This is a genomic window from Sinomonas sp. B1-1 (genome assembly GCF_050474465.1).
In the GTDB taxonomy this organism is placed as follows: Bacteria; Actinomycetota; Actinomycetes; order Actinomycetales; family Micrococcaceae; genus Sinomonas; species Sinomonas flava.
Genome location: NZ_JBCHVF010000018.1, coordinates 1 through 13,773, shown reverse-complemented (window position 1 = coordinate 13,773; position 13,773 = coordinate 1). Strand labels below are relative to the sequence as shown.

The following is a 13,773-nucleotide window of genomic DNA, read 5'->3' as shown; positions in this document are numbered from 1 at the left end:
GCAGTTCCAGACACTTCCACCAAGGAACTCCCCACATGACCCTCACCGCCCCCGAAACCCACCTCCCCACCGAGGTCACCCTCTCGACCGCCGGCCTCACGCCCGAGGACGTCGTTGCCGTCGCCCGGCATGGCGCGACGGTGAGCATCGCCGACGAGGCGCTCGACACCGTCGCCCGCGTCCGTGCCCATGTCGAGGAGCTCGCCGCGTCCGAGACGCCTGCCTACGGGATCTCGACCGGCTTCGGCGCCCTGGCCACCCTGCACATCCCGCAGGAGAAGCGCACGCAGCTTCAGAAGTCGCTCATCCGCAGCCACGCTGCCGGCATGGGACCCGCAGTCGAACGCGAGGTCGCGCGGGCGCTCATGCTCCTGCGCGCCAAGACCCTCGCGTCGGGCCGCACCGGCGTCCGTCCGGTGGTCCTCGAGACGTTCGTGAAGCTCCTCAACGCGGGCATCACGCCGGTCATCCGCGAGTTCGGCTCGCTCGGCTGCTCGGGCGATCTGGCCCCGCTCTCGCACGTGGCGCTGGTCCTCATGGGCGAGGGCGAGGCGGAGGGGCCCGACGGCGCGCGCTTCGGCGGCGCGGGAGAGCCTCCTGTCGCGGAGCTGCTTGCCGCGCACGGCATCGAGCCGGTCACGCTGGCCGAGAAGGAGGGCTTGGCCCTCGTCAACGGCACCGAGGGCATGCTGGGCATGCTCCTCATGGCCCTGCACGACCTCCGCCAGCTCGCGAAGACCGCCGACGTCACGGCCGCGATGAGCGTCGAGGGCCTGCTCGGCACCGACCAGGTGTTCCTGCCCGAGCTCCATGCCCCGCTGAGGCCGCATCCGGGCCAGGCCGACTCTGCGGCGAACATGCTCGCGGTGCTGCGCGGCTCGCCCATCGTCGCCTCCCACCGCGAGGGCGACACCCGTGTCCAGGACGCGTACTCGCTGCGGTGTGCGCCGCAGGTCGCCGGGGCCTTCCGCGACACGGTCGCGCACGCGGCCACGGTGGCCGAGCGCGAGCTCGCCGCGTCGATCGACAACCCCGTGGTCCTGCCGGACGGGCGTGTCTCCAGCAACGGGAACTTCCACGGCGCCCCCGTCGCCTACGTGCTGGACTTCCTGGCGATCGCCGTCGCGGACCTCGCCTCGATGGCCGAGCGCCGCACGGACCGCATGCTCGATCCTGCACGCTCCCACGGCCTCCCGGCGTTCCTCGCCCACGATCCGGGCGTGGACTCGGGCCTCATGATCGCCCAGTACACGCAGGCCGGGCTTGTCTCGGACTGCAAGCGCCTCGCGGTCCCGGCCTCGGTCGACTCGATCCCGAGCTCGGCCATGCAGGAGGACCACGTCTCGATGGGCTGGCACGCGGCCCGCAAGCTCCGCAGGGCGGTCGAGAATCTCCGCCGGGTCCTCGCCATCGAACTGGTGACCGCGGCGCGTGCGATCGACCTCCGGACCCAGATGTCCGACGGCGCGCTGGTCCCCGGGGCGGGGACGGCGGCAGCCATCACGGTGCTCCGCAGGACGGTGGCCGGACCGGGCGCGGACCGGTTCATGTCGCCCGAACTGGAGGAAGCGGACAGGGTCCTGGCTGGCGGCGAGCTGCTCGCCGCGGTCGAGGAGGCCGCGGGGCCGCTCTGCTGATGGCGGAGTGCACAAGGATTCCCCGAAACGTCGTCGAACCATACATGGCGACGCGCCGGAGAAGCCGATAGAAAGAGGAGGGCGCCCCCACACGGGGCGACACTGGGGCCATCAGCCGTGGCCTCACGGATACCGAATCAGTCACGGATGTTTCTGCACAAAGGAGTGGGAGAGATCGATGAAGGCACGGGGAGCGGTTCTGAACCGACGCGGAGCATACCAGGCGCCGATCGAGAACTGGACTGAGCTCGCGGTGGGCGAGATGGTCGAGGTCATGCGGCACGCGAAGGTCGTCACGCGGGGTGCCGTGGAGGAGGTCTCGCTGAGCGGCAACGTCATGTGGATCGTCCCGCCCGGCCCTGCTGGCCGCCACCTCTGCCTCAAGTCGGACGGCGTGATCGTCCGCCGCGGCTGAACCGCCTCGCCCGCACACCCGGAAAGGGCCCGCACCGACTGGCGCGGGCCCTTTCGGCATCTGCGGGCCTCGCTACCCGCACGTGATGGTGATGCCGGTCACGTGGTGGACGCCCGGACCGAGCTGCGCGCACTGGCCGAACACGCTGGCGAGGACCACTGCCGCAGCAATCCCGCACAATGAGGCCGATGACGGCCCTGGCGCTAGCCCAGGATGGTGTCGACAAGCCGCGCCGCAACGCGAGCCGTGCGGCCGTCCACGTCGAGCGACGGGTTGAGTTCGGCGATGTCGGCGTGGAGCAGCTTGCCGCTCGCCGCCACTCTGCGCACGACGGCGACGATCACCTCGAGCGGAACCCCCAGCGAGGCCGGGGCGGAGACGCCGGGAGCGGTGTCCGCCGGCAGGACGTCGAGGTCGATCGTGAGGTAGACCGCGTCGAGGTCGGCGAGGAAGTCCTCCACGAACGACTCGGCGGTCGCCCTGGTGGTGTACTCGTCGAGCAGGTACCGCGCGCCGAGCTCGTCCGCGCGGTCGAACAGCGCTCGTGTATTCCCGGGGCGGGATATTCCGAGGGCCGCATACTGGAGCGCCCGGCCCTCCGCAGCCTCGGCCCTGGCCATCTGCAGGAACGGCGTCCCGGATGTTGCGCGCGGCTCGTCCCGCAGGTCGAAGTGGGCGTCGAGGTTGAGCACACCGAGGCGCGAGCCCCCAGCGCGCTCGGAGCTGATGACGCCGAGGTAGCTCGCATACGCCGTCTCATGCCCTCCCCCCAGGCCCACCGTGAGGGCACCGGCGTCGAGCGCCGAGGCGAGCACCGACCCGAAGCGCTCCTGGCCCTCCTCGAGCGGCCCGTGGCTGTCCGGCGTGCCGAGCGGCACGGCGACATCGCCGGCGTCGAACACGTGCCTGTCGAGGTGGAACGCGAGCGGGGACAGCGCGCCCCGGATCGCCGCGGGACCGTGGGCCGCGCCGATGCGGCCCTTGTTCCGCCGCACGCCCTCGTCGGATGCGAAGCCGAGGAGCACGGCCGGGCGCTGGCCGCCGTCGTACGCCGCTGCGGCGGCCTCGGGGGTGAATGGGCGCACGGCCTGCCACCAGCGGCGGTGCCCGGGCGCGTCGCCGTCATGGCGCCCGGACCATGGCGTGAATGCGGCCTCGCGGGCCGTGTCGCGGGAAAGCGTGCTGGGGGCCAGTGTGGGAAGGGTCGAGTCGCTCATCATCCCAGCACACCGCATGCCGGGCCCGGCGCGCCAGAGCGCAGCGCCCGCGCAGTCCGGGGAACCGGACTGCACCCGCCGTCGTCAGTGGGTCTTGTCGGCAACGGGCTCATGGCGCAGGTACTCCCGCCGGAAGGTCCCGGTCCCGCCGGTGAGGCCGCGGAGCTCCACGGCATACCGCACGAGCTCGGAGTCGGGCACCTCGGCGCTCACGTCGGCTGCGCCGTCGCCGGTGGCCGTGGTCCCCGTGACGCGCCCGCGCCGCGAGGAGAGGTCGCTGATCACCGTGCCGACGTGCTCTTCGGGAACGCTGATCGTCACCGTCGAGACGGGCTCGAGCAGCCTGATCTTCGCTGCAGCCGCCGCCTCCCGCAGGGCCAGGGCGCCGGCGGCCTGGAACGCGGCGTCGGAGGAGTCCACGCTGTGCGTCTTCCCGCCCACGAGGGTGACGCGGATGTCCACCACGGGGAACCCCTCGGCGACGCCCTTGACCATCTGGGCCCGCACGCCCTTCTCGACCGACTCGATGAACGTCTTGGGGATCGCTCCGCCCACCACCCGGTCCTGGAACTCGAACCCGGCACCGCGGGGCAGTGGCTCGACCTCGATGTCGCAGATCGCGTACTGCCCGTGGCCCCCGGACTGCTTGACGTGCCGACCGTGGCCCGCCGCCGCACTGGCGAATGTCTCGCGGAGCGGGGTCACGACGTCGACCGTCGAGAGCTTGACGCCCTGCTCCCGCAGCCGGTCGAGGACGGCCTCCGCGTGGGACTCGCCCATGCACCACAGGACCAGCTGGTGGGTCTCGGCGTTCCGCTCGACGCGCAGCGTCGGATCGCCTGCGGCGACCTTCGCGAGGCTCTTCGCGAGTGCGTCCTCGTCCCCGTGCGACGCCGCCTCGACCGCGACCGGCAGCAGCGGCTCCGGCATGTCCCACGGCGCCACCAGGAGCGGCAGCTCCCGCGCCGAGATCGTGTCCCCGGTCTCGGCGGTGATGCGTGCGACGGCGCAGACGTCGCCCGCCACTGCCTGCGGCACCGCGTGGAGCGTGGACCCGAAGGGCAGGTACACATGGCCGAGCCGCTCGTCGCTGTCGTGGTCGGGATGCCCGCGGTCGGCGAGGCCGTGGCCGGACACGTGGACCGCGGTGTCGTCGCGCAGGGTCCCCGAGAACAGGCGGACGAGGCAGACGCGCCCCAAGAACGCGTCCACGGTGGTGCGCACGACCTCGCCCACGAGCGGTCCGTCCGGATCGCAGACGAGGTGCTTGACCGGCTTGCCGTCCAGGTCCGTGACCGCCGGGACGGGCCGCTCGGCGGGGGAGGGGAATCCGCGCCGGAGGATCTCGAGCAGCTCGGCGGTGCCGAGCCCGGTCGTGGCTGACGCCGGAATCACGGGGAAGAAGGCGCCTCGCGCCACGGCCTTCTCGAGGTCGTCGACGAGGACGTCGAAGCCGATCTCCTCACCGCCCAGGTACCGGTCCATGAGGGTCTCGTCCTCGCTCTCGGCGATGATCCCCTCGATGAGCTCTCCCCGCGGCCCCTCCCACCCGGCGAGCTCCTCGGCCGTGGCCGGCCGGGTCTCGGGCTCGAGCTCATCGCCCGAGTAGTCCGACAGGGTTCCAGAGAGGAGGCCCACGAGCCGGCTCGGGACATCACCGCCGCGCAGCGGGACATACAGGGGCAGCACAGCGTCGCCGAAGGCGCCGCGGCAGAGGTCCAAGGCAGCGTCGTAGTCCGCACGGGGGTGGTCCAGCCGGCTGATGACGACGGCGCGCGGCATCCCGACCCGCTCGCACTCCTCCCAGAGGGCGCGGGTCGCGGCGTCGATCCCGTCCGACGCGGAGACGACGAACAGCGCCGCATCCGCCGCCCGCAGTCCCGCGCGGAGCTCCCCGATGAAGTCCGCGTACCCCGGGGTGTCGAGGAAGTTCACCTTGGTGTCGCCCACCATGACGGGCACGGCCGAGAGCCCCACCGAGCGCTGCTGGTGGACAGCCGTCGGGTCCGAGTCGCCGATCGTGGTCCCCTCCACTATCGAACCCATGCGCGGGATGGCCCCGGTCGAGGCGAGGACGGCTTCGAGCAGAGTGGTCTTGCCGGACCCGGAATGGCCCACGAGGGCCACGTTGCGGATGAGCTCGGGGCGGCTCACCGCGGCGGCGGAGCCGGGCCCCTTCACGGGTCCGCTGGTCCCTTTCCCAGACATCAGGTCCTCCTGAGCGCCACGTGCCCGCAGGGGGCGGATGGAATCGTTGTCCTATCCTGCCCCCCATCCTCCGCGGGGGCGAGGACTGCCGCCGAGCTATTCCGTGAGGAGGCAGCGACGGCGCCAGGGTGGCGAGCGCTGCCGGTCCGACGATCGGTGCTCACCCGCATGATCGGTGCTGGTCGCCGCCGATCGTGCGGGCGCGCACCGATCATGCTGGTTGGGTGCCCGAGCGCCCGAGTGGCCAGGTCCGAGGCGGCGCGCCCTCAGCGTTCGCGCGGCAGGACCGTCAGCACGCGCTCCACGAACAGCCCGAACTCCTCCATGAAGTGGCGCAGGAACTCCTCGGTGCTCGCGTCGGTGACCTCGCCGTCGTCGCTGAACACGCCAGGGACGTACTGGATGTACGCCTCGGGGGCGTTCATCTGCGGGGAGTTGCAGAACGACAGGATGCTGCGGAGGTTCTGCTGGGCCACCGCGGTCCCGATCTTGCCCGGGGAGGCGCCGATGACCGCGCTCGGCTTGCGGTTGAACGAGTTCGTGCCCCACGGCCGGGAGGCCCAGTCGATCGCGTTCTTGAGGGATCCGGGAATGTCGCGGTTGTACTCGGGGGTGACGAACAGGACGGCGTCGACTCGCTCGATCGCCTCCTTGAGCGCACGGCCCTCGGCGGGGAAGTCCGCGTCGAGGTCGTGGTTGTAGAGCGGGAGGTCCTTGATCGGGATCTCCTCGAACGCCAGGGAGTCCGGGGCGAGGCGGATGAGCGCCTTGGAGAGCGTGCGGTTGATGGACTTCTGGGACAGGCTGCCGATGAAGTAGCCGACGGTGTAGGCCATCGGGGGTTCCTTCCGTTGCCGGTGCGGCACCGCAGGGGTGCCGGGCAGCGGACCCGGCGCGGCGCCGTCGTCAGCCTATGACGACGGCGCCGCGGGGTGAAGGGCTGCGCCGAGCGGCTACCTGCCGACCAGCTACATGCCGAGCAGCTGCTCGACCGGGCCGATGCCGAAGAAGAGCAGGAACGCCGCCGCGACGGCCCACATGAGCGGGTGGATCTCCTTGGCGCGGCCCTGGAAGGTGCGCACGAGGACGTAGGAGATGAAGCCCGCCCCGAGGCCGTTGGCAATGGAGTACGTGAACGGCATGAGGCCGATCGTGAGGAACGCGGGGATCGCGATCCCGATGTCGTGCCAGTCGATCTTGGCGACCTGCTGGAACATGAGGAAGCCCACGACGACGAGCGCCGGCGCCACCGCCTCGAACGGCACGAGGTTGATGAGCGGGGTCAGGAACATCGCCAGGATCAGGAGCGCGCCGGTGACGACCGAGGCGAGCCCCGTGCGCGCCCCCTCGCCGATGCCCGCGCCGGACTCGACGAAGATCTGGTTCGACGAGATCGAGGAGCCGCCGCCCGCGATCGCACCGAAAGCGTCGACGAGGAGGACGCGGTCGACGTTGGGAATCTGTCCGTCCTTGCCCATCGTCCCGGCCTCACGGGCGAGCCCGACCATGGTGCCCATCGCGTCGAAGAAGATGCTCAGGAGGATCACGAAGGCCATGAGCAGGGCGCCCAGGGTGCCGAGGTGCGCGAAGGCACCGAAGGGATTCGCCTGCCCGATGAGGCTCAGGTCCACAGGCGAGACGTCGCCGAGGCCCGGCACCACGAGGGACCATCCGGCCGGGTTCGGCGCCTTGCCCGGCGCCACGGACGGGCCGATGTGGAACACCTGCTCGAGGATGTTCGCGAGCAGGGTCGCCGCGAGGATGCCGATGAGCAGGGCTCCGCGGACCTTGCGGACCATGAGCGCGATGGTCAGGACGAGCCCGACGACGAACACCAGCGTGGGCCAGCCCAGCAGCTTGCCGCCCGCCCCGAGCCCGAGGGGAACGGTCGTCCCCGCCGCGTCCGGGATGCGGCGGACGAAGCCCGCGTTGACCAGGCCGATCAGGGCGATGAAGACGCCGATGCCCACGACGATGGCGGTCTTGAGGCCTTCCGGGACGGCGCGGAACACAGCGGTCCGGAACCCGGTCAGCACGAGGATGAACATCACCACACCGGCAACGACGACGAGCCCCATGACGTCCGGCCAGGTCACCCCCGGGTTGGTCGCGACGGTCACCGCGACGAAGGCGTTGACGCCCAGCCCCGTCGCGAGCGCGAACGGGTGCTTGGCCCACACGCCCATGGCGATCGTGAGGAGGCCTGCGACGAGCGCGGTCGCGGCCGCCACACGCGGGATGCTGAGCGTGTTCCCGGCCGAGTCCGCGCCGGAGAGGATGAGGGGGTTGAGGACCACGATGTAGCTCATCGCGAAGAACGTGGCGAGGCCGCCGCGGATCTCGCGCGCAACCGACGAGCCGCGCTCGCTGATCTTGAAGTAACGGTCCACTGCGGATGTCGTTGCCGTAGCCGTTGCCATGGGCACTCCTGTGGGGGCGGTGATGGGGGGTGATTCGAAGGCGGCGACGCAGCCGGCCGGGGACAATCCTACTCGTCAGTTGCGGCCCGGTTGTTCTACACAACGTCGAAACCTAGGCTGGTGAGATGCAGATCATCCCCTCCTTCCCCCGGCTGCGCGCTGCCGCCCTGGCGGCGGTCGCGCCCGTGCTGGCGGCGTTCGCGCTCGCGGCGCTCGTCCTCGTGGCCAGCCCTGCACCGGCCCTCGCGCACGACGCGCTCGAGGGTTCCTCCCCGGCCCCCGGCGCCACGGCGGCGACGGCCCCGGGGGAGATCCGCCTCGACTTCTCCGAGAGGCCTCTGGGCGTGGGCGCCGAGGTCAGGGTCACCGACCCGTCCGGCACGTCCTGGTCCGAGGGCTCCCCGGAGGTCGTCGACCGCAGCCTCCACCAGAAGCTGCGCGCCGGCGCGCCGGCGGGGCAGTACACCGTGGTGTGGCGCGTCGTGAGCTCCGATTCGCACCCCATCGAGGGAACGTTCGCCTACACGGTGGCGCAGGGAAGCACGACGCCGGCCGCGGTGCCTGGGGCGTCCTCCTCGCCGTCCGCCGCGGGGCCGGGGATCCAGGCCTCGCAGCCGGGCACCGTCGAGACGCCCGCGCCGGCGCCGACGGCGCAGAACGACTTCCCGTGGATGATCGTCGTGTTCGCCGTCGTGGCCGTGGGCCTGCTGGCCGCGCTGGGCGTCGGGGCCCGGCGCCGGCTCGCCCGGGGCGACGAGGAGAACGGCGAGGTCAGCGAGGACCGCGGGGCCTGAGCCCGGCGCTATCAGGCGTGCTGCAGGCCGGCCCCGAGCCGGGCGGCCGCGTCCGCGCCGACCGACTTGGCCTGGCGCAGCACCTCGCGGGCGCTGAGCGCCTCGAGGTCGGTGACGCCGATGAGGTACAGCCCGATCTCGGCGAGCCCTGCCATGAGGTGCTCGCCGAGGGAGTAGCCGAGGTCGGCGAGGAACCGGCGCAGCTGGTTGTGGGCGCACCGGGTGAGGATCACCGCGTCGGCGAGCACCACGCCGTCGTCCGTGCGCACCGCCCACTGGACGGGCGCGCCCGGGCCCGGGGACTCGACGAGCGCGAGGTGCCGGGCGGGGACGTGGTGGCGCACGTCGAGCCGGTGGCTTGCGGCGTACTTGCGGAGGTGCCGCAGCACCTCGAGGTACTCGGCGGACTCGGCGCTCGAGAGGTCTGCGACGCGCAGGGCCGAGGTGGCCGTGCTGGGGGAGGAGGACTCGAGGCCGTCCACGGTGACCGTCTCGATCCCGAGGCGGCTGAGCTCCGCGGCGACCGCCAGGCCCGACAGGCCGGTGCCGATCACGACGGCGCTGGTGTGCTCAGGATGCCCGCCAGCGGCCCCTCCGCCCGGTTGGCCGTCGGGGTGGAACGGCTGAACACCTGGACGCGGCGAAACCGACACGGACATCCTCCCCGGGCAGGACAGACTGGAATGGAAGCTGCGCGCCCCTCCCCCCAGACTGCTCGCAGACGCGTGTCGTCGGGGCACCCGTGAGGGCTCCGGCCGGCGACAACGAGTTGAACCTTACAGAAGATCCGCGTCGATGGGTAGACAGATGTCAGGCAGGTTCGAGGGGCCCCGGGAGGGGCTCTCGGAGGGGCCGCCGGGATGCCGGCGTGGAGGGTTGACCACCCTTGAAAACCAGCGGAGATTGAGTGTGAGAGGGGCGTGTTAGGCTCGCAGCGAGTCGAGGAGGAAGCCATGGCAGACCAGCTCCACCCGCAGGATGGCGCGGCCGGAAGGGACTCCGCCGAGTCGGATCTCCCCACCGGGATCGTCGTGGGCGTGGACGGCTCCGAACACGGGCACTGCGCACTCATGTGGGCCGCCGCAGAGGCGAAGCGCCGTCGGCGCCCCCTGCACGTCGTGACCGCCTACAGTGTCCCCCTCTTCGCCGCATCGGGACTCGACGGAGGCTACGCGAGCTTCGACGACACGGTGATCCGCGACGGTGCCGAGGCCGTCCTGAAGGAGGCCGTCGAGAAGCTCGGCGAGGTCGACGGCGTCGAGGTCACCTCCTCCGTCGAATCCGGCGACGCGTCCGGCGTCCTCCTCGAGTTCTCCAAGGCCGCCGAGCTCCTCGTGTTCGGAACCCGAGGCCGCGGCGGCTTCGTGGGCAGGCTCCTCGGGTCTGTCTCCAGCGCCCTCCCGGCCCACGCGGCCTGCCCGACGGTGACCGTCCCGCTGCGCTTCGCCGAGAGGATCGGCGAGGAGATCGAGGACAGGCACCTCAAGGCCGAGCAGGCCAAGGAGGGCCACACGTCCCTCGAACACGTGGTCGCTGTCGGCGTCGACGGCTCGGACCAGGCCCGGGTCGCCGTCCTGGTCGCCGCGGAGGAGGCCATGATGATGGGCGTGCCCCTGCGGGTGGTGTGCGCGGTCCCGCAGTTCAGCGGCAGCCTGGCGTGGGTCCCGGCGCCCGTGGACCGGGAGCAGCTGTTCGAGGACATCCGTGCCCAGCTCAAAGCCGGTGTCGCGTGGCTCCAGAGCCACTTCCCTGACCTCGAGGTGCAGACGAGCCTTCTCGACGGGGCCCCGGTGGACGTCCTGGTCGAGGTCTCCCGCACCGTCGAGCTGCTCGTCCTGGGCACGCGCGGCCGCGGGGGCTTCACCGGCATGCTGCTCGGCTCGACCTCGGACGGCGTGCTGCACCACGCGAAGGGCCCCGTCATGGTGGTCCCGGACCACGCCGACGAGCGGCTCACCGACCGGGCCAGCTTCGGCCCGATGCTCGCCCCCTGACGCAACTCTTCCGCAGGACCAACGACGGCGGTGGGCCGGCGCACGGAGCCGGCCCGCCGCCATCGTGGTTGCGTCGCGGGATCAGACATGCAAACATGTGCATGTGTCTATGTCATTGAGTGCGGTCCAAGCCCCCGCCCAGCCCGGCGCGGCCTGCTGCTCACCGCTGTCCGGCGAGCCGCTCTCCGAAGCCGAGGCGGAGAAGGCGGCCCCGGCGCTCAAGGCGCTCGGAGACCCCGTCAGGCTCAGGCTCATGTCCCTCATCGCCGCCCACGAGGACGGCGAAGCCTGCGTGTGCGACCTCAACGAGGCCTTCGAGCTCTCGCAGCCGACCATCAGCCGCCACCTGAAGATCCTCCACGACGCCGGCCTCCTCGAGCGCGAGAAGCGCGGAGTGTGGGTCTACTACCGTGCCCGCACTGAAGCGCTCGGCGGCCTGGCGGCCCTCATCTCGGGTTCCGCCGCGTGACCCGTGAGACGGTGCGCCGCGCGGCCGCCGAGTCTGTCGGCACCGCCTTCCTGGTCCTTGCCGTGGTCGGTTCCGGGATCATGGCCTCGAGGCTGTCCCCGGCGGACGCCGGGCTGGCGCTGCTGGAGAACAGCATCGCCACCGGCGCGGCGCTCGTCGCCCTGATCATTGCGCTCCAGCCGGTGTCGGCATCGTTCAACCCCGTCGTGAGCCTTGTCGAACGCGCTCTCGGCCTGATCGACACCCGGACCACGCTGGTCCTCATCGCCTCCCAGATCGCGGGAGGACTCGCGGGCACGGTTCTGGCGAACCTCATGTTCGGCCTCTACGCCGTGTCCCTGTCCGGCCACGAGCGCTCGGGTCCGGGGCTGTGGCTGGGCGAGGCGGTGGCAACCGTCGGCCTGCTGCTCATCGTCTTCGGCACCGTCCGCTCGGGACGCGCCGACCGGGTGGCGTTCGCCGTCGGCGGCTATATCGCAGCGGCGTACTGGTTCACGAGTTCGACCAGCTTCGCCAACCCTGCCGTCACCATCGCACGGTCCATCACGGACACGTTCGCCGGGATCACTCCGGCCTCGGTGCCCGGCTTCGTCGTCGCGCAGCTGGTTGGCGGCGTCGTCGGGTTCCTGCTCGTCCGGCTCCTCTACCCCTCCCTGACCGGTGCTGCCGATTCAGCCGATCGAAAGGTCCTCTCATGAGCGACAAGCCCTCCGTCCTCTTCGTGTGCGTCCACAACGCCGGCCGCTCCCAGATGGCCGCGGCCTACCTCAGCCGCCTTTCGGCGGGCCGGGTCGAGGTGCGCTCTGCCGGCTCCGAACCTGCGGACCAGGTCAACCCCGCGGCCGTGGAGGCGATGCTGGAGGAGGGCATCGACATCCGCGACGAGCAGCCCAAGATCCTCACCACTGAGGCGGTCAAGGCCTCGGACGTCGTGATCACCATGGGCTGCGGCGACACCTGCCCCATCTTCCCCGGCAAGCGCTACGAGGACTGGGAGCTCGAGGACCCCGCCGGCAAGGGCGTCGACTCCGTGCGCCCCATCCGCGACGACATCCGGGGCCGCGTCGAGGCCCTCATCGCCGAGCTCCTGCCTGCGGGGGCCTGATGGTCGCCGTCGTTGAGGGGCAGGCCGGGATGACCCGCGCCGACCATCCCGTCGTCGTCATCGGGGCAGGTCCTGTCGGCCTCGCCGCAGCCGCCCACCTCCTCGAGCGGGGCCTCGAACCGCTCGTGCTCGAGGCCGGCTCGAGCGTCGGCTCCTCGATCCGAGCCTGGGGGCACGTGAGGCTCTTCTCCACCTGGCGCTACAACCTCGACCCGGCCTCGGTGCGCCTGCTCGAGAAGCACGGCTGGCAGTCCCCCCGGCCCACCGCGCTGCCCTACGGCTCCCAGATCGTCGCCGACTACCTCGAGCCCCTCGCAGCGACGCCCGAACTGTCCAGTCGGGTCCGCACCCGGCACCGTGTCCTCGCGGTCACCCGTCAGGACAGGGACAAGGGTGCGGGCATCGGACGCGACCAGACGCCCTTCCTCCTGCGGGTGCAGAGGCCGGACGGCTCCATAGCCGACCTTCTGGCGCGCGCTGTGATCGACGCGTCCGGGACGTGGGAGACGCCGGCCCCGCTGGGCTCCTCGGGCCTGCCCGCCCTCGGCGAGGAGGAGGCCGTCCAGGCCCGGCTCATCACGGCTCCGCTTCCCGACGTCTCCGCGAGCGGCTTCGCGCGACGGCGCGTGCTCGTCGTGGGCGGGGGCCATTCCGCGGCAAACAGCGTCCTCGCGCTCTCACGGCTCGCCCAGACGAATCCGGGCACCGAGGTCCTGTGGGCCATCCGCGCCGAGACCCCCGGCAGGGCCTACGGCGGTGGATCTGCGGACGGGCTTCCCGCCCGGGGCCAGCTCGGTGCCCGGCTCCGCACCATGGTCGAGTCCGGCGTCGTGCACCTTGTCACCGGCTTCCGGACCGAGCGGATCGAGATCCTCGAGGGGGAACGACTGCGCGTCCACGCCGCCGACGGCCGGACCCTCGACGCCGACCGGCTCATTCCCGCCACGGGGTTCCGGCCCGACCTGTCGATCCTGTCCGAGGTGCGCCTCGACCTCGACCCCGCCGTGGACGCGCCCCGCCAGCTCGGTCCGCTGATCGACCCGGACTTCCACAGCTGCGGGACCGTCGAACCCCACGGAGCCACGGTCCTCGCGCACCCGGAGGAGGACTTCTACATCGTCGGCATGAAGTCCTACGGGCGTGCGCCGACGTTCCTCATGGCGACGGGCTACGAGCAGGTACGCTCCATCGCTGCCGCGCTTGCCGGGGACCATGTCGCCGCCGGCGCCGTCCAACTGGAGCTGCCCGCCACGGGCGTGTGCTCCGGTGTCGGCTCGGATGGCGCTGCCGAGGAGTCGCTGCTCGGAGCCTCCTGCTGCAGCACCCCCGAGAAGACGCCCGTCGTGATCGGCTTCCCGACCGGGCTGGCGCACGGGCGCTCGTCCTAGGCTAGGAGACCGCTGAAGAAGTGGCTTTCGGGCTTGGTCTGGGAGTCCGCGGGAGGTGGGCTCTATTGCCTCTCGCGGCTTGGTTCCGGTCGTTGCTCGTGGGCGGCTCGGTTTCGGGGTGTTGCT

At 71.6% G+C, this 13,773-nt stretch carries 13 protein-coding genes; 8 read left to right on the top strand and 5 right to left on the bottom strand.

Annotated features, from left to right (window positions below):
• Positions 1–35: 35 nt before the first annotated feature.
• Complete coding sequence (hutH, locus tag ACQ5BE_RS18405) at positions 36–1,637, top strand: histidine ammonia-lyase (RefSeq protein WP_430298408.1); 1,602 nt, start codon at positions 36–38, stop codon at positions 1,635–1,637.
• A 178-nt stretch (positions 1,638–1,815) separates the two neighbouring features.
• Complete coding sequence (locus tag ACQ5BE_RS18400) at positions 1,816–2,052, top strand: hypothetical protein (protein ID WP_430298407.1); 237 nt, start codon at positions 1,816–1,818, stop codon at positions 2,050–2,052.
• A gap of 203 nt (positions 2,053–2,255) precedes the next feature.
• Here ACQ5BE_RS18400 and hutG read toward each other — a convergent pair whose 3' ends face one another.
• From hutG to ACQ5BE_RS18380, 4 genes are all read right to left on the bottom strand, one after another.
• Positions 2,256–3,272: a formimidoylglutamase gene (hutG, locus tag ACQ5BE_RS18395; protein ID WP_430298406.1), complete on the bottom strand. Its 1,017-nt coding sequence runs from the start codon at positions 3,270–3,272 to the stop codon at positions 2,256–2,258.
• An 81-nt stretch (positions 3,273–3,353) separates the two neighbouring features.
• Entirely contained in the window at positions 3,354–5,477 is a 2,124-nt protein-coding gene (locus tag ACQ5BE_RS18390) for an elongation factor G-like protein EF-G2 (protein WP_430298405.1), read from the bottom strand.
• A gap of 266 nt (positions 5,478–5,743) precedes the next feature.
• The gene (locus ACQ5BE_RS18385; RefSeq protein WP_344297320.1) at positions 5,744–6,313 is read right to left on the bottom strand and encodes an NADPH-dependent FMN reductase; all 570 of its coding nucleotides are present in this window, start codon (positions 6,311–6,313) and stop codon (positions 5,744–5,746) included.
• Positions 6,314–6,445: 132 nt separating this feature from the next.
• The gene (locus ACQ5BE_RS18380) at positions 6,446–7,897 is read right to left on the bottom strand and encodes an NCS2 family permease (protein WP_430298404.1); all 1,452 of its coding nucleotides are present in this window, start codon (positions 7,895–7,897) and stop codon (positions 6,446–6,448) included.
• A 125-nt stretch (positions 7,898–8,022) separates the two neighbouring features.
• Between ACQ5BE_RS18380 and ACQ5BE_RS18375 the strand changes: the two genes are divergently transcribed.
• Positions 8,023–8,691 (top strand): copper resistance CopC family protein, encoded by a 669-nt coding sequence (locus ACQ5BE_RS18375; protein ID WP_430298403.1) that lies wholly within the window; start codon positions 8,023–8,025, stop codon positions 8,689–8,691.
• Positions 8,692–8,702: 11 nt separating this feature from the next.
• Here the strand turns inward: ACQ5BE_RS18375 and ACQ5BE_RS18370 are convergent, their stop codons facing one another.
• Positions 8,703–9,344, bottom strand: coding sequence for an FAD-dependent monooxygenase (locus tag ACQ5BE_RS18370; RefSeq protein WP_430298402.1), 642 nt, complete (start codon positions 9,342–9,344; stop codon positions 8,703–8,705).
• A 300-nt stretch (positions 9,345–9,644) separates the two neighbouring features.
• Between ACQ5BE_RS18370 and ACQ5BE_RS18365 the strand changes: the two genes are divergently transcribed.
• From ACQ5BE_RS18365 to ACQ5BE_RS18345, 5 genes are all read left to right on the top strand, one after another.
• Positions 9,645–10,685 carry a universal stress protein gene (locus ACQ5BE_RS18365; protein ID WP_430298401.1) on the top strand — a complete coding sequence of 347 codons (1,041 nt, stop codon included), beginning with the start codon at positions 9,645–9,647 and terminating at the stop codon, positions 10,683–10,685.
• A gap of 109 nt (positions 10,686–10,794) precedes the next feature.
• A complete protein-coding gene (locus tag ACQ5BE_RS18360; protein ID WP_430298400.1) occupies positions 10,795–11,154 on the top strand; it encodes an ArsR/SmtB family transcription factor in 360 nt (119 codons plus the stop codon).
• Positions 11,151–11,852: an aquaporin gene (locus ACQ5BE_RS18355; RefSeq protein ID WP_430298399.1), complete on the top strand. Its 702-nt coding sequence runs from the start codon at positions 11,151–11,153 to the stop codon at positions 11,850–11,852. The genes ACQ5BE_RS18360 and ACQ5BE_RS18355 overlap by 4 nt, the downstream gene beginning before the upstream one ends.
• On the top strand, positions 11,849–12,259 hold the full coding sequence (locus ACQ5BE_RS18350; RefSeq protein ID WP_430298398.1) for an arsenate reductase ArsC: 411 nt from the start codon (positions 11,849–11,851) through the stop codon (positions 12,257–12,259). Before ACQ5BE_RS18355 ends, ACQ5BE_RS18350 begins: the two co-directional genes overlap by 4 nt.
• Positions 12,259–13,647 carry an FAD-dependent oxidoreductase gene (locus ACQ5BE_RS18345; protein WP_430298397.1) on the top strand — a complete coding sequence of 463 codons (1,389 nt, stop codon included), beginning with the start codon at positions 12,259–12,261 and terminating at the stop codon, positions 13,645–13,647. The genes ACQ5BE_RS18350 and ACQ5BE_RS18345 overlap by 1 nt, the downstream gene beginning before the upstream one ends.
• Positions 13,648–13,773: the final 126 nt, after the last annotated feature.

Bases quoted from the DNA above. Each gene is read 5' to 3' on its own strand.
- ACQ5BE_RS18385 (WP_344297320.1), bottom strand. From the start codon at position 6,313: ATGGCCTACACCGTCGGCTACTTCATCGGCAGCCTGTCCCAGAAGTCC.
- hutG (WP_430298406.1), bottom strand. From the start codon at position 3,272: ATGATGAGCGACTCGACCCTTCCCACACTGGCCCCCAGCACGCTTTCC.
- ACQ5BE_RS18390 (WP_430298405.1), bottom strand. From the start codon at position 5,477: ATGTCTGGGAAAGGGACCAGCGGACCCGTGAAGGGGCCCGGCTCCGCC.
- ACQ5BE_RS18345 (WP_430298397.1), top strand. From the start codon at position 12,259: ATGGTCGCCGTCGTTGAGGGGCAGGCCGGGATGACCCGCGCCGACCAT.
- ACQ5BE_RS18365 (WP_430298401.1), top strand. From the start codon at position 9,645: ATGGCAGACCAGCTCCACCCGCAGGATGGCGCGGCCGGAAGGGACTCC.
- ACQ5BE_RS18380 (WP_430298404.1), bottom strand. From the start codon at position 7,897: ATGGCAACGGCTACGGCAACGACATCCGCAGTGGACCGTTACTTCAAG.
- ACQ5BE_RS18350 (WP_430298398.1), top strand. From the start codon at position 11,849: ATGAGCGACAAGCCCTCCGTCCTCTTCGTGTGCGTCCACAACGCCGGC.
- ACQ5BE_RS18360 (WP_430298400.1), top strand. From the start codon at position 10,795: ATGTCATTGAGTGCGGTCCAAGCCCCCGCCCAGCCCGGCGCGGCCTGC.
- hutH (WP_430298408.1), top strand. From the start codon at position 36: ATGACCCTCACCGCCCCCGAAACCCACCTCCCCACCGAGGTCACCCTC.
- ACQ5BE_RS18375 (WP_430298403.1), top strand. From the start codon at position 8,023: ATGCAGATCATCCCCTCCTTCCCCCGGCTGCGCGCTGCCGCCCTGGCG.
- ACQ5BE_RS18400 (WP_430298407.1), top strand. From the start codon at position 1,816: ATGAAGGCACGGGGAGCGGTTCTGAACCGACGCGGAGCATACCAGGCG.